Raw genomic sequence first — 20,616 nt, 5'->3', positions numbered from 1 at the left:
TATCATTGCGGTCAGTTCCGACAGCCGGGGACCTTCATGCGCCGACAGCACCTCTGCCGCCCGCTCGCCAGCAGCCTGCTCGGCGGCTGCATGATGGCGGTTGTAATCACAACCGCCTGGCCACAGCCGCCGCTTAGCGAACTCGATCTGCGCGTCACCGAAGCCGACATCGCCCCACAGGTTCGGGTGCGCGACTACGCGAACCGTACCGTCGAGGAGTACAGCGTCAACAACAACGTCTACATGATCAAGATCACGCCCACTGCCGGCGCCCCCTACTACCTGGTCGACAGCGACGGCTCCGGCGATATGGAATGGAATCGCGGACAGCCAGGACGTGATATGGAGGTACCCCAGTGGGCTTTGTTTTCATGGTGACGACGAGGATTCGACCGATGCCACGCTCGATAGGACCGCTCAGCGCGCTGTTGCTCATCCTGCTTCTCCTGCCCGGTTTGGCTGTGGCCGACCAGCTGGCCGATCTGCGCGAGCGCGGCACGCTGCGCTGCGGCGTCAATGGCGCGATCCCCGGCCTTTCTTATCAGGACGCGAATGGCGCCTGGAGCGGCCTCGACGTCGATCTCTGCCGCGCCGTCGCGGCCGCAGCGCTCGGCTCACCCGAGGAGGTCGAGCTGATACCGCTGAAGACCGCTGAGCGCTTCAACGCCCTGCGCGACGGCCGCGTCGACCTGCTCGCCCGCAACACGACCTGGACACAGGCGCGCGACCTCGGCCAAGGCATCTCGTTCACGGCCATCCTCTACTACGACGGGCAGGGCTTCATGGTGCCGCGCGCGAGTGACAAGCTGAGCACCTTGGGGCTGAATCAGGCGCGGATCTGCGCGATTGCCGACACCACCAGCAGCGCGAACGCCGAACGCTATTTCAAGCGCCATCAGATGGCGATGACGCTCAAGGCGTACCCAGACCTGGACGCGGCCCTCAGCGCTTACCTGGCCGGGGAATGCTCAACGCTGACCACCGATCGCTCGCAACTCTATGCGATCCGCAGCCGCCTCGAGGAGCCGAGCTCGCACCGCATCCTGCCGGAGGTCATCTCCCGCGAGCCCCTCACGCCCGCAGTCAGGTCCGGCGAGGCGCGCTTGCGCGAGCTGGTGCAATGGACGATCTATACTCTCATCAACGCCGAGGAGATGGGGATCAGCTCCGACAATCTCGCGACTGTCAGAACACGCGCCGAGAGCGACGCCGTGCGCACCCTACTCGACCTCGACGGCGAGACCGCCAAGGCCTTCGGCATCGAGGGAGGTTGGGGTGAACGGGTACTCAGTGCAGTCGGCAATTATGCCGAGGTCTTTGAGCGCAACCTCGGCAAGGCGTCCGGCCTCGACATCAAGCGCGGGATGAACGCCCTCTGGAGCCGGGGCGGCCTACTCTATGCTCCGCCGCCACGCTGAAGTGCGTGGATTGAGGCTTCCCATCTCCGAACCATGGGGCGTTTCCTGGATGCCATTGATCATTCCCTTCGCAGGGCTTCGTCCGCGGGCCGATCATGCCGAGGCCGTCGCGGCTCCGCCCTATGACGTGCTGAGCGCCGAGGAGGCGCGGGCGATGGTCGCTGGACGCCCCGCGAGCTTCCTGCATATCTCGCGCGCCGAGGTCGACCTGCCCGCCGGAACGGACCCCTACAGCGATGCGGTCTACGCGAGGGCACGCGACAATCTGGAGCGGCTGCGCACCGAGGGCATCCTGATCCAGGACCCGGCGCCTCAGTATTACGTCTATCGGCTCGAGGTCGAAGGACACCGCCAGACCGGACTGGTTGCGGCCGCCTCGGTCGAGGCCTATCGCGACGGCCGCATCCGGCGGCATGAGCTGACACGCCCGGCCAAAGAGCAGGACCGGGTCAGGCAGATCGCAGCGCTCGACGCCCAGACTGGCCCGGTATTCCTAGTCTATCGGGCCGCGCCTCAGATCGACGCCCGACTCGGGGCCCTCTGTAATGAACCGCCGGTGATCGACATCACCGCCGGAGACGGTGTGCGCCATCAGCTCTGGCCGGTCGCGGACGCCGAGGCGATCGCCGCGCTCACTGCCGACTTCGATGCCCTGGGGCGCCTCTATATCGCCGACGGCCATCATCGCGCCGCGGCGGCCGCGCGCGTAGCCGACGAGCGCCGGAAGGCGAAATCCGCCGGCACATCGAGCCACGGAGCGAGCCACGGGGCGAGCCCTGATGCGCAGGCGCCGCGTCCCAGCGAGCATTTCCTTGCGGTGCTGTTTCCGCACGACCAACTGCGCATCCTGCCCTACAATCGCGTCGTCAGTGATCTGAACGGCTTCAACCCGGAGGCATTCCTCGCGCGCATCGCCGAGAACTATCAGGTCGAGCCGAGCGCAAAGCCGGTCGCCCCCAAGGCGCGCGGCGAGGTCGGACTCTATCTCGGCGGTCAGTGGCACCGCTTGCAGCTCAGGGTCGATCTGATCCCGGCCGACGACCCGATCGGACGGCTCGACGTGAGCCTCTTGCACGATCAGCTCATCGCGCCGCTGCTGCAGATCAGCGATCCACGCCGTGACGAGCGCATCGATTTCGTCGGCGGCGTGCGTGGGCTCTCGGGGCTCAGCGCACGTGTCGACAGCGGCGAGATGGCCGCCGCCTTCGCGCTGCCCGCCACCCGGATGGAGGACCTGCTGGCGGTCGCCGATGCCGGTGCGATGATGCCGCCGAAATCGACCTGGTTCGAGCCCAAGCTCGCCGACGGTCTGGTTACACACCTGCTCGACTGAAACCGACTCGATCGTGTGCGGCGGAACGCTCCGTCCGCAAACGCCACGCCATGGTCACGCCCAGCTCGAGGCTCCCTCCCCCCCCTACCGACGATGCTACGACCGCACAGCTCTGGGTCGAGCGTCTCCCCGAGAGTTACGACGCGGAGGCGCGCGCGCGGATCGGCGATGCGACCGCGTTGATGCAGCGCTGCGTCGGCGACGAGCAGCTCGAAACCGGCGACAGCGCCGTGCGCCATCGGCTCGCGAGCGCCGACATCCTGGTCGGCCTGCGGATGGATGCGCAGACGCTCTGCGCCGCGCTGCTCGGCGGCTGTCTCGGCCGGGGCAACATCGACGTTGCCAGCCTCGACACCCGATGTGGTGCTGGTGTCGCGCGCATGGTGCAGGACCTGGGACGGATCGGCCAGCTCGCCGAGCTCGAGCCCAAGGCGTCCGGCGGCAGGCGGGGCAAGCCGCGCGAGCACCAGCGCCGCGAAGAAAACCTTCGGCGGATGCTGCTCGCCATCGCCGAGGATGTGCGCGCAATCCTGGTCGTCCTCGCCGAACGGCTCTACCTGATGCGGGCGGCCAAGCGGCTTCCGGCCGAGCGCCAGCGTGAGCTCGCATACGAGACCCAGCGCCTCTATGCGCCCCTGGCGAATCGTCTCGGCGTCTGGCAGCTGAAATGGGAGCTCGAAGACCTCGCACTGCGTTACCTTGAACCGGCCGAATACCAACGCATCGCCCGGCTGCTGCGCGAGCGCCGGGATGAGCGCCAAGCCTATATCGCCGAGGTCATCGCCACCCTGGAGCGCGAGTTCCAGCGTGTCGGACTGCACGCCAACATCTCCGGGCGGCCGAAGCATATCTATAGCATCTGGCGCAAGATGCAGCGCAAGCGGGTCGATATCGACGAGATCTTCGATCTGCGCGCGGTGCGCGTCATGGTCGACAGCGAGGATGACTGCTACACCGCATTGAGCGTGGTGCACGGACTCTGGCCCTACATCCCGGACGAGTTCGACGACTATATCTCCAAGCCCAAAGGCAACTTCTATCGCTCGCTGCATACCGCGGTCACCGGCCCCGACGGCAAGGTGCTGGAGGTGCAGATCCGCACCCAGGAGATGCATCAGCACGCCGAGTACGGGATCGCGGCACATTGGGCCTATAAGGAGTCGGCCGGCCACGACGCCGCGTTTCAGCGCCGCGTGGTGCTGATGCGCAACTGGCTGGAGCGGACGCTGGAGACGCCAACGGATGCCGAGGCGAGCGACGAGGCGAACAAGGACCTGGATGCCGGCGATCCGGTGCAGGCGGCCGGATCGGCCAGCATCTATGTACTGACCCCGCAAGCAAAGGTGATCGAGCTGCCGCCCGGCGCGACGCCGCTCGACTTCGCCTATGCGATCCATTCCGAGGTCGGCCATCATTGCCGGGGCGCCCGCGTGGACGGCCGCATCGTCCCGCTGACCTACCAGCTCAGCAGCGGCGAGACAGTCGAGATCATCACCCAGAAGAACGCCGCGCCGAGCCGCGACTGGCTCAGCGTGCATCACGGTTATCTGGTCACAGCCCGCGCGCGCAACCGCGTGCGGCAGTGGTTCAAGCAGCAGGATTACGAGCGCCATCTCGCCGAGGGGCGCAGCCAGCTCGATAAGGAGCTCACGCGCCTCGGGATCGACACCAAGGCCTCGCTCGAACCGCTGGCGGCGCGCTTCAACCTACAACGCGGCGACGATGTGCTGGCCGCGATCGGGCGCGGCGACCTCGCGGTCGGCGCCGTCGCGCGCCAGCTCGATGCGTCTCGCCCGGAGCGCCGCGAGGCGAGCGCGGAGTCCGAGCCGGCAGCGCTGGCACCATCGCCTCGGCGCCGCAGACGCTCGGGCGATCGCCCTGAGGTCGTCGTCGCCGGCGTGCCGGACCTGATGACGCAGATCGTGAGCTGCTGCCACCCGGTACCCTATGACCCGATCGTCGGCTTCATCACCCGCGGTCGCGGTGTCGCCGTGCATCGTGCCAACTGCCCGAATGTCATCGGCCTGCGCGACGACGAGCAGGAACGGCTGATCGAGGTCGAATGGGCCGAACAGCCGGATAGCGCGGCCTATCCGGTCGACATCATCATTACGGCGGCGGATCGCAGGGGACTCCTGCGCGATGTCTCCTCGGTGCTGGCCGACGAAGACGCCAACGTCATCGACACCGAGACCCATACCGACGCGACCAACGACCGCGCCAGCATGCGCTTCACCGTCGAGGTCAGCGACGTCGATCAGCTCGATCGCGTCTGCGGCAAGCTGCGCCAGCTCACCGATGTGATCGAGGTCCGGCGAACCGGCCGCTGAGCGCACCAGCGCCGCGCGCTTCCCCGAAACAGGATCAGATCCAGCACGTCGTCATTGGCCGTGATCCGCTCGGCGAATAGGCGCAGGGTCTGCGCAGTTGCAGTGTCGATGTTCGCCTCACGCTCGGCCTTCATCGTTTCTGCCACGTCGTGGAGCAGCGTGCTGCTGAGTTGTTGCGTTGTTCGCATGGCGAGCTGAGACCTCGGAGCTGAACCATTAGACCGAGGTGTTATCATCCGCCTCTGGTTCAGGAAAGCCCTTATCAGACCCATGCGCACCCTCCTCGTAACCGGCGGTGCCGGCTTCATCGGCGGCAATTTTGTGCATCTGAAGATGCACCAGAGCGCCGAGCGGATCATCAACCTCGACAAGCTGACCTACGCCGGCAACCCGGACACGCTGGCCGAGTTTCGCGATCATCCGCGCCATGTCTTCATCGAAGGCGATATCGGCAACCAGGCATTGGTCGGGCATCTGCTGCGCGAGTATCAGGTCGATGCGGTGGTCAATTTCGCCGCCGAGAGCCATGTCGATCGCTCGATCGACGGGCCGGCCGCCTTCATCGAGACCAATGTGCTCGGCACCTTCAGCCTGCTCGACAGCGCCAAGGCGTATTGGGGCGAACTCGAGGCCGGGCGGCGCGAGGCCTTCCGCTTCCTGCATGTCTCGACCGACGAGGTCTATGGCTCGCTCGGATCAAGCGGTAAGTTCACCGAGACCACGCCCTACGCGCCGAACTCACCCTATTCGGCCTCGAAGGCGGCCTCGGATCACCTCGTGCGTGCTTGGCATCATACGTACGGGTTACCGGTGCTGACCACCAACTGCTCGAACAACTACGGTCCCTACCAGTTCCCGGAGAAGCTGATCCCGCTGATGATCGCGAAGGGACTGGCCGGCGAGCCGCTGCCGATCTACGGCGACGGCGGCAATATCCGCGACTGGCTCTATGTCGAGGATCATTGCCGGGCGATCGACCGCGTGCTCGAAGCCGGGCGTCCCGGCGAGGTCTACAACATCGGCGGCGACAGCGAGCGCACCAACCTCGAGGTCGTCGATACCCTCTGCGCCCTGCTCGATGAGGCCAAGCCAAGCTCTCCGCACCGCCCGCACGCCCAGCTCAAGCAGTTTGTCACTGACCGGCCCGGCCACGACCGCCGTTACGCGATCGATGCCACCAAGGTCCAGACAGAGCTCGGCTGGCGCCCGGCGGAGAGCTTCGAGAGCGGACTCAGGCGCACCCTGCACTGGTACCTCGAGAACCAAGACTGGACCCAGCGGGTCACCGACGGCAGCTATCGCGGCGAGCGGCTCGGGTCCGCCTAGCCATCATCAAGACAGGTGTCGATGAGCATTACAATGAACCGAAAAGGCATCATCCTCGCCGGCGGCGCCGGCACCCGGTTGCATCCGCTCACCTTGAGCGTCAGCAAGCAGCTGCTGCCGGTCTATGACAAGCCGATGATCTATTATCCGCTCGCGGTGCTGATGATGGCCGGTATCCGCGAGGTGCTGGTGATCACGACCCCGCAGGATGTCGACGCCTTCCAGCGGCTGCTCGGCGATGGCAGCCAGTGGGGCGTACAGCTCGAGTACGCGGTCCAGCCGCACCCAGGTGGGCTGGCGCAGGCGTACATCATCGGCCGGGAATTCCTCGACGGCGCGCCTTCTTGCCTGATCCTGGGTGACAACATCTTTTACGGCGGCGGGCTGCGTACGCATCTGCGAGCCGCGGCGGCACGCACAGAGGGTGCAAGCGTGTTCGGTTACTGGGTGCGCGACCCGGAGCGCTATGGTGTCGCAGAGCTCGATCGTGACGGCAGCGTGATCGGGATCGAGGAGAAGCCAAGCCAGCCGCGTTCGAACTATGCGATCACCGGCCTCTATTTCTACGACGGGCAAGCACCGGCGCATGCCGCCGAGCTGACCCCATCGGCGCGCGGCGAGCTCGAGATCACCGACCTGAACCGGCGCTACCTCGAGCGCGGGCAGCTGCATCTGGAGCGACTGAGCCGCGGCATCGCCTGGCTCGATACCGGCACCCACGAATCATTGATCGAGGCGGCCAACTTCATCGAGACCATCGAGAAGAGGCAGGGGCTGAAGGTCTGCGCACCCGAGGAGATCGCCTACGACAACGGCTGGATCGATACCGAAAGGCTGCGCGCTGTCGCCGAGCCGCTGCGCAAGAGCGGCTATGGCGATTATCTGCTCGGCCTGATCGGCCGCGGGTTCGCGCCATGAAGGTCACGCCTACCGCCATCCCCGACGTACTGCTGATCGAGCCACAGGTGTTCGGCGATCACCGTGGCTATTTCGTTGAGACCTGGCAGCAAGCGCGCTACGCCGAGCACGACATCGGACCGACATTCGTGCAGGACAATCAGGCGGCCTCGGGCCATGGCATCCTGCGCGGACTGCATATCCAGAATCCGTATGGCCAGGGGAAACTGGTCCAGGTGATCGTCGGTGCCGTCTTCGATGTCGCCGTCGACGTCCGGCGCGGCTCGCCGAGCTTCGGCCAATGGGTCGGCGCTGAGCTCAGCGAGGCCAACAAGCACCAGCTCTGGGTTCCGCCGGGGTTCCTACACGGCTATCTGGTCACCAGCGAGCAGGCGATCTTCAGCTACAAATGCACCGATACCTATCATCCCGAGACCCAATTCGCGGTGCGCTGGGATGATCCGGAGATCGGGATCGACTGGCCCAGCGGCGTCGCGCCGGTGCTGTCGGAAAAGGACGCACAGGCACCCTCGCTGCGCGAGATCGCGAGCGAGCGACTGCCGGTCTACTCGGCGGATTAAGAAGTCGTTACAGAATGCCCTCTTCAGCTCGAAAATTCAGCAGCTTGTGTAGGCTAGGCGGGCATTTTGATAGGGTGTGTAAGCAGCTGGGGCTGGCGAGGAAGACTTATGCTCAGCGCGCTGCACCACGCTGCATGGTCTCGGACAGTTCCTCGAACACCTGGCGCCAGGCCGCGAGTCCCTCGGCATCGAGCTCACCCTCGAGGGTATCGCTGAGCGTCTCCAGTAGCACCTCCTCGAACTTCGCATAGTCTTCGGTGTGAACGCCGTAGTCGGCATGGCGTGCGCCCAAGGTCTCGATCAGCGGACGCACCCGCTGCGGATGCTCGAGCGCACTGATGACCGTGTTGATCATCGTGACAAAGAGGTCGGCTTGCTCGGCGATCTCAACCTTGAACAGTGGACGCAGTTCGGGATAACGGGCGAATAGACGCTGATAGAAGTCGCGGCAGACCGTCTTGCGTCTGGGCAGTACCATCGCCCAGGACTGGCGAACACGCGCGGCGGAATCAGGTTGCATAGGCATGGCGCAAAGCCGGTAAGCGGCGCGATGCAAAGAGGTCATCGAGATAGTAGGCGAGCCCCGACGAAGCTTCAATGCAGAGCGAACAGCGCTGCTCACGTCGGGATCGAGATCATCAACCGGCCCGCTGCCCGGCAGCCAGATCAGGGTCAGTCTCATTGCCAGGCCGATAAGCGATCGGAGCCCTTTTTCAGTAACATGGGGAGCCCGTGGGCCGCATCGGCGCATATGCATCGCGCTGTGATGGTGCTGATCGGCGGATCGCAGTCTTCGCCTGCCTTGTGTTTCCGGGAGCGTTTGGATGAGTAGATTTGTCACGGGCATCTCGGTGACGGACGTCGCCGGCGCAGTGCTTGCCGTCTTCGCGATCTGGCTCGCCGGCCAGGTGCCTTCGCTCGAGATCGCCTGGGTCATGGCGGTTCTGGTCCTGACCATCTTCCTGTTCGCATTCGAGGTGGTCCCGGTCGACGTCGCCGCGGTCACGGTGATGGTGCTGCTCGGTTTGACCACGCTCGCGGCACCCGTGATGGGTCTCGATGCCGGTCTGGTGCCACTGCAGAGTCTCTTCGACGGCTTTGCCTCGAATGCGGTGATCTCGATCATCGCCGTCATGATCATCGGCGCCGGGCTCGACAAGACTGGGATCATGTCCCGGGTGGCCAGTTTCATCATGGGCATCGGCGGTCGCACCGAGGCGCGCATTATCCCGCTGGTCTCGAGCACCGTCGGCGTGATCTCGTCGTTCATGCAGAACGTTGGCGCTGCCGCGCTGTTCCTGCCGGTCGTCAGCCGTATCTCGGCGCGTACCGGCCTGCCGATGTCGCGGCTGCTGATGCCGATGGGCTTCTGCGCCATCCTGGGCGGCACCATCACGATGGTCGGTTCGAGCCCGCTGATCCTGCTCAATGATCTGATCAGGACCTCGAACCAAGGACTTCCGCCAGAGCAACAGATGGAGACCTTCGGGCTGTTCGCGGTCACCCCGATTGGGCTCGCGCTGGTCGCCGCCGGGATCATCTACTTCGTCATCTTCGGGCGCCTGGTGCTGCCGGCGCGCGGCAGCGATAAGCTCCAGGCCGGCGACCCGATGGCGTACTATGCCGAGACCTATGGTCTCAGCGATTTCACCGCCTATGAGGTCCGGGTGCCGAGCGCGAGCGCGCTGGCCGGGCTCAGTGTCGATGAGATCGAGCAGCGCTGGAACGTGCGCATCATTGCAGTCGACAAGGGTGACGGGGTGCGGCTCGGCTCATCCGGTGTCGACCGCAGTCTCGGCATTGAGCAGGGGACGCAGCTCGGCGTTCTGGCCACCGAAGAACGCTTCCAAGCCTTCGTCGACGAGACCGAGGCCGAGACGCGACTAGAGCTCGAGGTCTTCGCCGATGCGCTGTCGGCAACAAAGGCCGGCATTGCCGAGATCGTGATCCCGCCTGGGTCATCGCTGATCGGAAAATCGGCGCGCGACATCTATATGCGCAAGGTCTATGGACTCTCGGTGCTGGCGATCCGCCGCGGCGACGAGACCCTCACCTATGCCAAGGGCGGTGTGCGCAACATGCCCTTCAAGCCTGGTGATACGCTGGTCGTCCATACCGCCTGGGCGGACCTGGCCCGGCTTGAATCAGACCGTGACTTCGTCATCGTCACCACCGAGTATCCGCATGAGGAGCTGCGGCCGAACAAGCTCCCGGTCGCGTTGCTGTTCTTTGCGGTGACCTTATCGCTGGTGCTGTTCACCGATTTGATGCTCTCGGTCGCGTTGCTGACCGGTGCGGTCGGCATGATCCTGACCGGCGTGCTGTCGATCGATGAGGCCTACGAGGCGGTGAGCTGGAAGACCGTTTTTTTGCTGGCATCGTTGATCCCGCTGGGTGTGGCGGTCGAGCAGTCGGGCACCGCGGCCTGGATCGCCGAGGAGACATTGAACGCACTCGGTGACGTGCCGATCTGGGTCATCCAGGCCGCACTGGCGGTCCTGGCCACCTTCTTCACCTTGGTGATGTCGAACGTCGGCGCAACCGTGCTGCTGGTACCGCTGGCGGTCAACATGGCCCTCGGCGCCGGCGCCAATCCGGCCATCTTCGCCCTGACCGTCGGCATCGCCACTTCGAATTCGTTCCTGATCCCAACCCATCAGGTCAATGCATTGATCATGGGGCCCGGCGGTTATCGGGTACCGGACTATCTGCGTGCCGGCGGCATCATGACGATCCTGTTCCTGATCGTCTCGCTGCTGATGCTGAACCTGGTGTTCTGACCAACACCTCGGAGGCGATGGCCTACCTGAAACCCTCAGGGATAGCCGCGTCGCCGAACAGGATATCGCCCGCCATACCGTTCGCCATCGAAAGCCTTCCGATACCGTTGCGGCCGGTCTGATCGAGCACGATCTGGGCCTGACCCTGACGCCCATCGCTGCAGTGGACCCGGAAGATCGGTTTGGTATCGCCGGCGAAGGCGCTGTATCGGCCCCGGCAGATCGTCGCCCCGTCGCTGACCGTGAACGCGGCTGCGAATGGATTCGAGACGTAGCGGCCGCGGTAGAGCACATCGTCGATGAAGGCGACGAAAGGTCCTTCGGTGGCGTCCTGGGCCGGACGGTCGCGACCGCGCACCTCGCGATAATGCGAGACGACCTCGGTCATGCAGGTATGACGCTCGAGCATCGGCTCGAGCCGGCAGAGCCGCCGCGCATAATCCAAGGGCCTGACCTCGACGAAGACGCGGTCAAGATCGTCCGGCGGGCGGCCCGTCGTGCAACCGATGATCAAGAGCACGAGGAGCGGCCACCACCGGTGGCAGCCAGCAAAGCGCCGAGACATCGGCCAAACCCCGCTGTGGGCCTGACAGCCAGCAGAGGAGGACGGCCGTTCAGTCTTCGCTCGGACGCTCAAACAGGTAGTGGCCGACCCACCACGCCTGCCCGCGTTCGAGCCCGAACAGCTCGGCACAGGCCATGAAGAACAACCGCCAGCGCATCCACCAGGTCGCGGTCTGCTCCTTGCCATAGGTCTGTTCCAGGATCGGCCAGACCTCAGCGCGTGAGCCATCCATCCGCGCCAGCCAGGCATTCAGGGTCTTCTCGTAGTGGCGCCCATCCCAGCGCCAGCGATCGACCAGCTGCAGCTGCTGCTGAAAGTGCAACGGTAGATCATCGCTCGGCATGATGCCACCGGCGAAGAAATAGTGGCTCATCCAATCGTCCGGGCCGGTGTCCTCATAGGGATAAGGGTGAGCGCGGTGACAGAATACGTGCATGAAGAAGCGCCCGCCCGGCTTCAGCCAGCCGTGAACACGGCCGAACAGCTCGCGCCAGTTGCGCATATGCTCGAACATCTCGAGCGAGACGATGCGATCGAACTGTTGATCGATCGCGAAGGCGTTCATATCGGCGGTGATCACGGTCAGATTCTCGATCCCGCGGCGCTTGGCCTCGCCTTTGATATAGGCGCGCTGCGAGCTCGAGTTCGAGACCGCTGTGAAGCGGCTACCCGGAAACCGTTCGGCCGCCCAGAGGCTGAACGAGCCCCAGCCGCAGCCGAGCTCGAGCACCTCCATGCCGGTATCGACCCCGGCGCGGCGCGCGGTCTCGGCCAATGCGGCCTCCTCGGCATCAGCCAGGGTCGTGACCGATGCATCCGGCCACCAGCAGCAGCTGTACTTGCGCCGTGGACCCAGGACGGTCGCGAAGAACTCGGCCGGCACCTCATAGTGCTGCTCGTTTGCGCGCTCCGGCACCGCGGCCACCGGTGAGCCATCCATCATCGCGATGAACGCCTTCTTGTGCTCCAGAGCCGCCTCGCAATCGCTCTGCGGCAGCTCGGCCAACGTCTTGCGCAGCCGCTGGCGGATACCGGCGCGGATAATCGGGTCCGGCACCAGGCCGCGTTCCACCAGCGAGATGATCATGGCCTCAGAGATCGGCATCGACAGCTCCTGCAACGAGAATTTCAGCGTGATCTGTCAGGTATTGGCTGCAAGCCCCGTATGCAATCTTTTTCGTCCAGCTGCTATCCAGCTGTCCTCCGTCCGCGTAGTCGCTAGACCCAGTGCCGCAACATTGCAAGACGGAACATAATCCTAGACCAGCGGCCGTTTTCGGCGCAGACTCAGGCCTCCTACCCGGCCGAGAAACGCCCGATTGGCCTGTCATGCCTCTTCGCTGCCGCCCAAGCGACCGCCCGAGCTGCCGGAGCAGATCGCCGCGACCTTAGCCGATCAGGGCTGGTGCGTCACCGATGACTTCCTGCCGCCGCTGCTCGTCTGCCAGCTGCGCCAAGAGGCGCAACAGCTGTGGCAGGCCGGGGGTTTCCGGCGCGCAGGTGTCGGCCGCGGCGTTGAGCTCAGGGTGCGCGACGCGGTGCGCACAGACCGCGTTGCTTGGCTCGATCCAAGTGCGCTGAGCGCAGCGCAGAGGCTCTACTGGACCCAGCTGGAGCAGCTGCGGCTAGCGGTGAATCAGATGCTGTTCCTAGGGCTCTACGAGCTCGAGGCGCATCTGGCCGTCTACCCGCCCGGCACCTATTTCCGCAAGCACCTTGACCAATTTCGCGGCCTCGGCGCCCGTACACTGAGCTGCGTGCTCTACCTGAACGACGATTGGCTCGAGCAGGATGGCGGTGCGCTGCGCATCTACACCGGGCCGGAAGCGCCCGAGTGCAGCGTAGCGGTGCTGCCCAAGGGCGGACGCTTGGTGAGTTTCTTCAGCGCCCGCTTTCTGCACGAGGTGGAGCCGGCGCAACGTGAGCGCTTCAGCCTCACCGGCTGGTTCAAGCGTCGCTCAGCTCAGCACCAATGAAATAGCCCTGAGGGAACAGCGGCCCGATCCGCACCGACCGCGCTGGCTCAACTCGAGACCGGTTCCGGCTTTGCCCCCGCATTGGCGCTGTCATCCCCCTCGGCGGCGTTGCCATTGGGGTTGGCCGGACCGGAACCGGCATCCTCCTCGGCCGGGGCCGTGTAGCCGCATTCCTTCTGCGGGCAGACCTTTTGCGCGCCCTTGCTCTTGGTGACCTTCAGAGTCAGCACCGGCCAACCGCAGTTCGGGCAGGGCTCGGCGAGCGGCTCGTTCCAGACCGCGTAATCGCACTTCGGGTAGGTCGAGCAGGAGTAGAAGACCTTGCCGCGGCGCGACTTCTTCTTCTGCAGTGTGCCCGCCTCGCATTTCGGGCAGGGGACGCCGGTATCCTCGGGCTTCTCGAGCGGTTCGATGTAACGGCATTTGGGGTAGCCCGTGCAGCCGATGAACTTGCCATAACGGCCGCGTTTGACGGCCAGGGCCGAGCCGCACTCGGGGCAGGACTTGCCCTCGACGATCTCCGGCTCGTCGCTTGCGCCGCGCTCGGCGTTCAGGTCGCGGGTGTAATCACAGTTCGGATAATTCGAGCAACCGACGAAGAAGCCGTTGCGCCCGAGCCGCTTGGCCAGCTGGCCGCCGCACTTCGGGCATTGCTCGTCGATCGCCTCCTGGGTCACATCGCTGCGCTGGACGTGCTCCTGGGTGTGATCGACCCGGTCCTTGAACGGTTTCCAGAACTGCTCGAGCAGCGGGATCCAATCCTCCTCGCCGCGCGAGACCGCATCGAGATCGTCTTCCAGCCGGGCGGTGAAGTCGTAGTCGACGTAGGAGGTGAAGTGTTCGGTCAGGAACTTGTTGACGATGCGTCCGACATCGGTCGGGATGAAACGCTTCTTGTCGAGCTCGACGTACTCGCGCTCCTGCAGGGTCGAGATGATCGAGGCATAGGTCGAGGGCCGGCCGATGCCGAGCTCCTCGAGGGCCTTGACCAGCGAGGCCTCCGAGTAGCGCGGCGGCGGCTCGGTAAAATGCTGCTCCGGACGGATCGCGAGCAGATCGACCTGCTGCCCTTGCTTGAGGTGGGGCAGCATGCGCTCCTCGTCATCATCGGCACCGCTGGCATCGTCGCGCCCTTCGAGATAGACGCGCATGAAGCCGGGCTCGGCGATGGTCGAACCGGTCGCCCGGAAGCGATTGCCTTCGCCGCAGCCAAGGTCGATCGAGACCAGATTGAGCAGCGCATGCGCCATCTGACAGGCGACCGTTCGCTTCCAGATCAGCTCATAGAGCCGCGCCTGGTCATTCGTCAGCTTGGCCTTGATCTGCTCTGGTAGATAACGGACCGAGGTCGGACGAATCGCCTCGTGCGCCTCCTGGGCGTTCTTCGACTTGGTCTTGAACAGCCGTGCCTGGGGCGGGAGGTGATCCGACCCGTAACGTTCAGCGATGAACTCGCGCAGCTCGGCAAGCGCGTCCTGCGACAGGTTGACCGAATCGGTCCGCATATAGGTGATCAGACCAACCGCACCGTTGCCGATATCGACGCCCTCATAGAGCTGCTGGGCGGTGCGCATCGTGCGCTGCGCGGTGAAGCCGAGCTTGCGGGCAGCCTCCTGCTGTAGCGTCGAGGTGATGAACGGCGGTGCCGGGTTGCGCTTGCGCTGCTTGCGCTCGACCTTGTCGACCGTCAGCTTGCCGTTAGCCGCCGCGATCAGGACGCGCTCGACCTCGCGAGCGCGTTCCTCATCGGTGATCGTGAACTGCTCGACCTTCTCCCCGCCATACTCGACCAGCTTGGCGGTGAAGGTCTTACCCTGATCGGCCGCGTCGGCCTCGACCGTCCAGTACTCGCGGCTCTGGAATGCCTCGATCTCCTGCTCGCGCTCGACGATCAGGCGCAGGGCGGGGCTCTGGACGCGGCCGGCGGACAGACCGCGCCGAACCTTCTTCCAGAGCAGCGGCGAGAGATTGAAGCCGACGAGATAGTCGAGCGCACGACGCGCCTGCTGGGCGTTGACCAGATCATGCGAGAGCTCGCGCGGATGGGCGACCGCGTCGTTCACGGCCCGTTTCGTGATCTCGTTGAAGACCACGCGGTAGACCGGGCGCTGACCGATCTGACGCCGCTTACGCAGCAGCTCGAAGAGATGCCAGGAGATGGCTTCCCCCTCGCGATCGGGATCGGTCGCGAGATAGAGGGCATCAGCGGTCTTCAGCTTCTTCGAGATGGCCTGAACATGCTTTTCGTTACGATCGATGATCTGGTACTTCATCTCGAAGCCATGATCCGGATCGACCGCACCCTCTTTGGGGATGAGGTCGCGCACATGGCCATAGGAGGCCACGACCTCGAACTCTGGGCCGAGATACTTCTTGATGGTCTTGGCCTTGGCGGGTGACTCGACGACGACGAGGTTCATAGACTTGCCAATGCGCTGAAATGGAGCGCTAGGAGATACGATCCGCCGCCGCCGCGTCAAGGTCAGGGCTCAGGTCGAGGCCGCCGCACAGTGCCGACGCAGACGTGCCGCTCGCCCAGTCAGCCGCTCAGCCCTAGCCGCTCAGCCCTAGCCGCTTCAGCACACCTCGAGCAGCGCGAACGCGCAGAATTAGCCCGCCATGGCGGCCCGGGCTCAGTGCAGGTAGGCGGGCTCGTCGCCGTAGATGAGCTCTTCCATTTGGGTAAAGGCATCCTCCTGACCTGGACGATTCATCAGCACCAGCAGCACCACCCACTTCAGCTCATCCATCGAGACCGCCGCCTGCTCGATGGCCAGCGCGCGGTCGATGACGAGCTCTCGGCTCAATGGGTCAAGAATGCCGTTCTGCTCGAGGAACAGCAGCAGACCCCGAGCCTCGAGATCGAGCTTGGTCGCCTCGGCAGTCGTATAGATGCGCATCGCTCCGAGGTCGCGCGGGCGATAGTCGCTGTGCTCGGATCGGCGAGCCAGGTCGTCAAGCCAGGTCAGCGCCTGGGCTACCTCGTTACTGGTGAAACCGGCACGCGTCAGCTCGTCTTCGAGCTCGCCATGATCCTCTGGCGGCAGCGCCTCGCCGTTCATGTAGTTCTCGAACAGGTAGATCAGGACATCGACCATGTTGTCGTACATTCAAGGTCCTCGAATGAGATGGCGGATCTCAGGGCCAGCAGCCCACTGAATGGGAGGGGTATGATGCCGACGGGGACATCGCCGCGGTCACCCGCGGATTGGGATAACGAGCGCACGGAACGAACTAGTCCCCCCTCCGTGCAAAGCGGCCACCGGGTAGACATGATACATGGCCCTGTAGCTCGAGGAGCAACAACATCGAAGAAACTTCTTGGGCTGAGAACCCGGTCCGCTCAACCAGCTCATCGAGCGCAACCGGATCATGGCCCATCCCCTCGAGCAAACGACGGTAGTCGGCATCGAGCCCCGGCGTCGCCATCGCCAGCGGCGGCTGCGGGTTGGACGGATCGAATGTCTTCCCAGCAGGCACCGCCTGCGCTGCCGGAGGGGCGAGGAAATCTTGCAGCTGAGGTGCCAGCTCCTCGAGCAATTGATCGACGCTGTCGATCAATTTGGCACCTTCGCGGATCAGCGCATGACAGCCGCGCGCGAGTGGATTATGGATCGACCCCGGAACGGCGAACACCTCCCGACCCTGCTCAGCGGCATAGCGCGCCGTGATCAAGGAGCCGCTGCGCGGTGCCGCCTCGGTCACCAGCGTCCCGAGACTCAGTCCACTGATGGTCAGATTCCGCCGCGGGAAATGGCTCGGCTGCGGGCCGGTTCCAGGGGGAAACTCGCTCACCAGCACCCCCTCCACGGCGATCCGGCGCGCCAGCTCGCGGTTCGCTGCCGGGTAGACGCGGTCGGGGCCGGTTCCGAGCACAGCGATCGTGCGTCCAGTCTCGAGCGCCCCCTGATGCGCCGCCGAATCGATACCGGATGCCATGCCGCTCGTGATGACCAGCCCGAGCCCAGCGAGATGGGACGCGAACGCCTTCGTGGTCTGGAGCCCGCCGGGGGTCGGATTGCGACTGCCGACGACGGCCAGCTGGGGCTCTTGCAGCAGCCTCGGATCACCTCGCACGAACAAGACCGGCGGCGCCGTTGGCACCTCGGCCAAGCGGGACGGATAACGCGGATCGGTTCGGGTCAGCACGGTCGCGTCCTCGTGCTCCGCCCAAGCCAGGGCCGCCTCTAAGGTCGCTGCATCCGGTGCCCTCAGCGCGGCGATCATCGTCTCACTGAGCCCCGCCGCAGCCAGGGCCTGCGTGCTGGCGTCACAGGCGGCCTGGGGTCCACCGAACGCATTCAGCAGCTTGGCGACACGCCGCGGCCCGAGCCCGGGTGCCAGCAGCAATGCGAGCCAGGCCCTGAGCTCGGCATCGGCAGGCCCCGCCATCCGTCAACCCTCGCCCGGCCGGGCGACCGTCTCACCCACATGCATCGCCTGGTTGGCCCGCATGACCAAGGCAAAGCTCACACGCGGAAAGACCCGGAACACCATGACGAGGCCGGCGCGGGAGCTCGGTACGATGTAGGTCTCCGACGGCCGCTCGGCTCGGCGATGCAGCGGCAGAGGGGTGTTCGGGTCGGGCCTGTCGCGGTTCCACCCGGTGATCTGCCAATCACCGAGCCAGAAGGCGCTATCGAGCGGGGTTTCGTTTCGCCAGTTCCAATCATCGCGGTTGCGTGCGACGGGGTCCTCTGCCTCTTGGCCGCCGCGAAACACGCCGAACACATGCCCGACCTCGACGCCGTCGCGGCGGCCCCGATCCAGCACGACGACATCGTACTGACCGATCTGCGAGACGCCATCGAGCACCGAGATGATGTGCCCCTCGAGCGCGGGCGGCGCCGGTTTTGGCGCAAAGCTCCGGATCGGGTTCTCGTCGCGCGCGGGGTGGAGCCGATCGCCGACCTCAACCTGCATCGCTGTATTGGTCACGAGCAGGATCGCAGGGTCACCGGGGCGCTCGAGCCGCGCCTCGGCCACGAAGGACGCCTCATAGCCGAGCAATTCATCGGTGTCCGGATCACGCAAGGCCTCGCCCGGACGCAGCACTTCGTAGCGGCGGCCAACCGGCTCAGTGATCTGGCGCACGAAGATGCGGTCGCCGCTCCCAGCCAGCAGACGCTCGCGCGGAAAGCCGACCACATAGGGCGCATCATCGAGCTCGCGTGAATCCGCTACCCACGGGCGCGAGAGGAATGGCGCTACCGTACCGATCGGCACGGTCGGGATCGCCGCGTCCAGCTCGGTGACCCTGACCCGCGGTGACAGCTTGACGACCCGCATCCCGTCAGTGGCATAGCGCACGCGCGGCGCGCCAGCATCGCTGAGATCGAGCACCAGCCGATCCCCTGGATAGATGCGATTCGGGTCTGAGATCTCAGGATTGCCTCGCCAGACCTCGGGCCACCGCCAGGGAGCACGCAGAAACCGCCCGGCGATCTCCCACAAGGTATCTCCGGGACGGACGACGTAGGCCTCCGGCGCATCCGGCTGCAGCTGCACCTGCGCCTGCACTGGGCATACCGATGAGCCGGCACAAAGACCGAGTACGGCCAGCATAGGCCAGCCACTGAAACGACCTGGTAGCAATCGCGGCCACCTCTGCGGCATCGATCGGGCCACCTCGCTGAACGCTCCGGCCGGCGTCCGAGCCAGCGTTCGCCGAAGAGACCCAGGCCAGCAGGGGCGCCGAAAAGAACCGAGAAGCACTAGCACCCAGGTCAATGGTCTTGCACAATAAGCTATCATCGCAATGTAAACCAGACGATTTTTGCCTTGCCCCGGACCCAGCCCGAGCCGGGAGCAGAGATTGATACGCAACTATGGCTCAACTCGATATATTGACGTTCCCCGACGCACGTCTGCGCCGAACCGCAGAGCCGGTGGAACAGGTAGACGACAGCATCCGGCAGCTGATCGATGACATGCTGGAGACCATGTATGCAGCGCCCGGGATCGGGCTCGCCGCGATCCAGGTGAACGTGCCCAAGCGCGTGATCGTCATCGACATCTCGGAGGATCACTCCGAGCCCCTCTGTCTGGTCAACCCTGAGATCCTGATGCGCACCGGCGAGGAAGAGATGGACGAGGGATGCCTTTCGGTGCCCGGCTTCTTCGAAACCGTCAAGCGTGCCGATCGCATCCGCGTTCGAGCCCTGAACCGGGACGGGGAGCCGTTCGAGCTCGAGACCGACGGGTTGCTCGCGGTCTGCATCCAGCATGAGATCGATCATCTCGACGGTCGTCTGTTCGTTGACCATATCTCGTCACTGAAGCGCCAGCGCATTCGCAAGAAGCTCGAAAAGGAGCGGCGGACACCGCAACCGGCCACAGCCACCGCACAACGATCCGCAATCTGATGCGACTCGGCAACCAACCGCCCTTCGAACATCAGCGCTTCTGAGATCAGGGACCGAATGGCCGCAACGCGCATCCTGTTCGCCGGCACCCCCGACTTCGCGGTCCCTGCATTGAGCGCCCTGATCGCGGCCGAATGGTCGGTCGTCGGCGTCTATACCCAACCCGACCGGCCCGCCGGCCGCGGCCGTAAGACGGTGCCGGGGCCGGTCAAGCAGGTCGCGCTCGACGCGGGCCTGCCGGTGTTTCAGCCGCCTTCCCTAAAGAACCCGGCCACCATCGAGCAATTGCGGGGGCTCAACGCCGACATCATGATCGTCGCAGCCTACGGGCTGATCCTGCCGCCTGCGGCATTGGCCAGCCCTCGTCTCGGCTGCATCAATATCCATGCCTCGCTGCTGCCGCACTGGCGGGGCGCGGCTCCAATTCAACGCGCCCTGCTTGCTGGCGACGAGGCCACCGGCATCAGCCTGATGCAGATGGAGGCCGGATTGGATACCGGCCCTGTCTATGCGACGCAGCGCACCCGGATCGCACCACGTGAGACCGGGGGCAGTCTACACGATCGCCTCGCAGCGATCGGCGCCAAGCTCTTGCTGGACAAGCTGCCAGAGATCATGGCTGGACAGCTCACCCCAGCACCGCAGGATGCCGGGCAGGCGACCTATGCAGCGAAGCTGGAGAAGGACGAGGCGCCGATCGACTGGAGCCAATCGGCTGAGGTGATCGACCGACGTATCCGCGCGTTCAATCCCTGGCCGGTCGCCCAGACGCGCTGGGGCGGGGAGACCCTGCGCATCTGGGAGGCGGTGCCGCTTGAGGGCGATGACACGCACAATTCCCCACCGGGCAGCATCCTCAGGAGCGGCCCCGACGGGATCGATGTTGCAACGGGTGCCGGGGTGCTCAGGATCACCCGACTCCAGGCACCGGGCAAGCGCAAGATTGCTGCCGCCGACTTTGCCCATTCACGCCGCCTCGATGGCACCGTCTTTGGCTAGCCGCCATATCGGACAGGAGCCCCGAGACGGTAACGCCAACGAGCAG

The 20,616-nt window shown here is 65.0% G+C and carries 18 protein-coding genes; 11 read left to right on the top strand and 7 right to left on the bottom strand.

The genetic code is table 11. The annotated features are described in order from the left end of the window. Window positions 1–36: 36 nt before the first annotated feature. The 7 genes from CKO40_RS00865 to rfbC all read left to right on the top strand — a co-directional run bounded on the left by CKO40_RS00865 (window position 37) and on the right by rfbC (window position 7,885). Window positions 37–378 (top strand): DUF2782 domain-containing protein, encoded by a 342-nt coding sequence (locus tag CKO40_RS00865; protein ID WP_200343823.1) that lies wholly within the window; start codon window positions 37–39, stop codon window positions 376–378. Between the two features lie 17 nt (window positions 379–395). Further along, window positions 396–1,418: an amino acid ABC transporter substrate-binding protein gene (locus tag CKO40_RS00860; RefSeq protein WP_200343821.1), complete on the top strand. Its 1,023-nt coding sequence runs from the start codon at window positions 396–398 to the stop codon at window positions 1,416–1,418. 49 nt (window positions 1,419–1,467) lie between these two features. Next, window positions 1,468–2,751, top strand: a complete 1,284-nt coding sequence (locus CKO40_RS00855; protein ID WP_200343820.1) for a DUF1015 domain-containing protein — start codon at window positions 1,468–1,470, stop codon at window positions 2,749–2,751. Between the two features lie 50 nt (window positions 2,752–2,801). Continuing rightward, window positions 2,802–5,081 (top strand): RelA/SpoT family protein, encoded by a 2,280-nt coding sequence (locus CKO40_RS00850; RefSeq protein WP_200343819.1) that lies wholly within the window; start codon window positions 2,802–2,804, stop codon window positions 5,079–5,081. 270 nt (window positions 5,082–5,351) lie between these two features. After that, entirely contained in the window at window positions 5,352–6,407 is a 1,056-nt protein-coding gene (gene rfbB, locus CKO40_RS00845) for a dTDP-glucose 4,6-dehydratase (RefSeq protein WP_200343818.1), read from the top strand. Window positions 6,408–6,440: 33 nt separating this feature from the next. After that, on the top strand, window positions 6,441–7,325 hold the full coding sequence (gene rfbA, locus CKO40_RS00840; protein ID WP_200343817.1) for a glucose-1-phosphate thymidylyltransferase RfbA: 885 nt from the start codon (window positions 6,441–6,443) through the stop codon (window positions 7,323–7,325). Continuing rightward, on the top strand, window positions 7,322–7,885 hold the full coding sequence (gene rfbC, locus CKO40_RS00835) for a dTDP-4-dehydrorhamnose 3,5-epimerase (RefSeq protein ID WP_200343816.1): 564 nt from the start codon (window positions 7,322–7,324) through the stop codon (window positions 7,883–7,885). Before rfbA ends, rfbC begins: the two co-directional genes overlap by 4 nt. 112 nt (window positions 7,886–7,997) lie before the next feature. Here rfbC and CKO40_RS00830 read toward each other — a convergent pair whose 3' ends face one another. Beyond that, the gene (locus CKO40_RS00830; RefSeq protein WP_200343814.1) at window positions 7,998–8,405 is read right to left on the bottom strand and encodes a globin domain-containing protein; all 408 of its coding nucleotides are present in this window, start codon (window positions 8,403–8,405) and stop codon (window positions 7,998–8,000) included. Window positions 8,406–8,709: 304 nt separating this feature from the next. On the opposite strand from CKO40_RS00830, the gene CKO40_RS00825 reads away from it, so the two are divergent. Further along, on the top strand, window positions 8,710–10,665 hold the full coding sequence (locus CKO40_RS00825) for an SLC13 family permease (RefSeq protein WP_200343812.1): 1,956 nt from the start codon (window positions 8,710–8,712) through the stop codon (window positions 10,663–10,665). 22 nt (window positions 10,666–10,687) lie between these two features. Here CKO40_RS00825 and CKO40_RS00820 read toward each other — a convergent pair whose 3' ends face one another. Beyond that, the gene (locus CKO40_RS00820) at window positions 10,688–11,230 is read right to left on the bottom strand and encodes a hypothetical protein (protein WP_200343810.1); all 543 of its coding nucleotides are present in this window, start codon (window positions 11,228–11,230) and stop codon (window positions 10,688–10,690) included. A 49-nt stretch (window positions 11,231–11,279) separates the two neighbouring features. Beyond that, window positions 11,280–12,335: a cyclopropane-fatty-acyl-phospholipid synthase family protein gene (locus CKO40_RS00815; protein ID WP_242476688.1), complete on the bottom strand. Its 1,056-nt coding sequence runs from the start codon at window positions 12,333–12,335 to the stop codon at window positions 11,280–11,282. A gap of 214 nt (window positions 12,336–12,549) precedes the next feature. Between CKO40_RS00815 and CKO40_RS00810 the strand changes: the two genes are divergently transcribed. Continuing rightward, window positions 12,550–13,206 carry a 2OG-Fe(II) oxygenase gene (locus CKO40_RS00810; protein ID WP_242476686.1) on the top strand — a complete coding sequence of 219 codons (657 nt, stop codon included), beginning with the start codon at window positions 12,550–12,552 and terminating at the stop codon, window positions 13,204–13,206. A gap of 47 nt (window positions 13,207–13,253) precedes the next feature. On the opposite strand, the gene topA is transcribed toward CKO40_RS00810, so the two are convergent. The 4 genes from topA to CKO40_RS00790 form a co-directional block, all read right to left on the bottom strand. Continuing rightward, complete coding sequence (gene topA / locus CKO40_RS00805; protein WP_200343808.1) at window positions 13,254–15,626, bottom strand: type I DNA topoisomerase; 2,373 nt, start codon at window positions 15,624–15,626, stop codon at window positions 13,254–13,256. Window positions 15,627–15,839: 213 nt separating this feature from the next. Next, complete coding sequence (locus tag CKO40_RS00800) at window positions 15,840–16,316, bottom strand: Smg family protein (RefSeq protein ID WP_200343806.1); 477 nt, start codon at window positions 16,314–16,316, stop codon at window positions 15,840–15,842. Window positions 16,317–16,440: 124 nt separating this feature from the next. After that, window positions 16,441–17,598, bottom strand: a complete 1,158-nt coding sequence (dprA, locus tag CKO40_RS00795; protein WP_200343804.1) for a DNA-processing protein DprA — start codon at window positions 17,596–17,598, stop codon at window positions 16,441–16,443. 3 nt (window positions 17,599–17,601) lie between these two features. Beyond that, on the bottom strand, window positions 17,602–18,771 hold the full coding sequence (locus CKO40_RS00790; protein WP_200343802.1) for a LysM peptidoglycan-binding domain-containing protein: 1,170 nt from the start codon (window positions 18,769–18,771) through the stop codon (window positions 17,602–17,604). 263 nt (window positions 18,772–19,034) lie between these two features. On the opposite strand from CKO40_RS00790, the gene def reads away from it, so the two are divergent. Continuing rightward, window positions 19,035–19,571, top strand: coding sequence for a peptide deformylase (gene def / locus CKO40_RS00785; RefSeq protein ID WP_200343800.1), 537 nt, complete (start codon window positions 19,035–19,037; stop codon window positions 19,569–19,571). A 57-nt stretch (window positions 19,572–19,628) separates the two neighbouring features. Continuing rightward, window positions 19,629–20,570 carry a methionyl-tRNA formyltransferase gene (gene fmt / locus CKO40_RS00780; RefSeq protein WP_200343798.1) on the top strand — a complete coding sequence of 314 codons (942 nt, stop codon included), beginning with the start codon at window positions 19,629–19,631 and terminating at the stop codon, window positions 20,568–20,570. Window positions 20,571–20,616: the final 46 nt, after the last annotated feature.

The sequence above is a fragment of the Halochromatium glycolicum genome (genome assembly GCF_016584085.1).
In the GTDB taxonomy this organism is placed as follows: Bacteria; Pseudomonadota; Gammaproteobacteria; order Chromatiales; family Chromatiaceae; genus Lamprobacter; species Lamprobacter glycolicus.
The sequence above is the reverse complement of the archived record's forward strand: the minus strand, read 5'-3'. Positions and strand labels throughout refer to the sequence as shown.

Coding starts and splice junctions, on each gene's coding strand:
- CKO40_RS00865 (WP_200343823.1), top strand. CDS start 37: ATGCGCCGACAGCACCTCTGCCGCCCGCTCGCCAGCAGCCTGCTCGGC.
- CKO40_RS00860 (WP_200343821.1), top strand. CDS start 396: ATGCCACGCTCGATAGGACCGCTCAGCGCGCTGTTGCTCATCCTGCTT.
- CKO40_RS00855 (WP_200343820.1), top strand. CDS start 1,468: ATGCCATTGATCATTCCCTTCGCAGGGCTTCGTCCGCGGGCCGATCAT.
- CKO40_RS00850 (WP_200343819.1), top strand. CDS start 2,802: ATGGTCACGCCCAGCTCGAGGCTCCCTCCCCCCCCTACCGACGATGCT.
- rfbB (WP_200343818.1), top strand. CDS start 5,352: ATGCGCACCCTCCTCGTAACCGGCGGTGCCGGCTTCATCGGCGGCAAT.
- rfbA (WP_200343817.1), top strand. CDS start 6,441: ATGAACCGAAAAGGCATCATCCTCGCCGGCGGCGCCGGCACCCGGTTG.
- rfbC (WP_200343816.1), top strand. CDS start 7,322: ATGAAGGTCACGCCTACCGCCATCCCCGACGTACTGCTGATCGAGCCA.
- CKO40_RS00830 (WP_200343814.1), bottom strand. CDS start 8,405: ATGCAACCTGATTCCGCCGCGCGTGTTCGCCAGTCCTGGGCGATGGTA.
- CKO40_RS00825 (WP_200343812.1), top strand. CDS start 8,710: ATGAGTAGATTTGTCACGGGCATCTCGGTGACGGACGTCGCCGGCGCA.
- CKO40_RS00820 (WP_200343810.1), bottom strand. CDS start 11,230: ATGTCTCGGCGCTTTGCTGGCTGCCACCGGTGGTGGCCGCTCCTCGTG.
- CKO40_RS00815 (WP_242476688.1), bottom strand. CDS start 12,335: ATGCCGATCTCTGAGGCCATGATCATCTCGCTGGTGGAACGCGGCCTG.
- topA (WP_200343808.1), bottom strand. CDS start 15,626: ATGAACCTCGTCGTCGTCGAGTCACCCGCCAAGGCCAAGACCATCAAG.
- CKO40_RS00800 (WP_200343806.1), bottom strand. CDS start 16,316: ATGTACGACAACATGGTCGATGTCCTGATCTACCTGTTCGAGAACTAC.
- dprA (WP_200343804.1), bottom strand. CDS start 17,598: ATGGCGGGGCCTGCCGATGCCGAGCTCAGGGCCTGGCTCGCATTGCTG.
- CKO40_RS00790 (WP_200343802.1), bottom strand. CDS start 18,771: ATGCTGGCCGTACTCGGTCTTTGTGCCGGCTCATCGGTATGCCCAGTG.
- def (WP_200343800.1), top strand. CDS start 19,035: ATGGCTCAACTCGATATATTGACGTTCCCCGACGCACGTCTGCGCCGA.
- fmt (WP_200343798.1), top strand. CDS start 19,629: ATGGCCGCAACGCGCATCCTGTTCGCCGGCACCCCCGACTTCGCGGTC.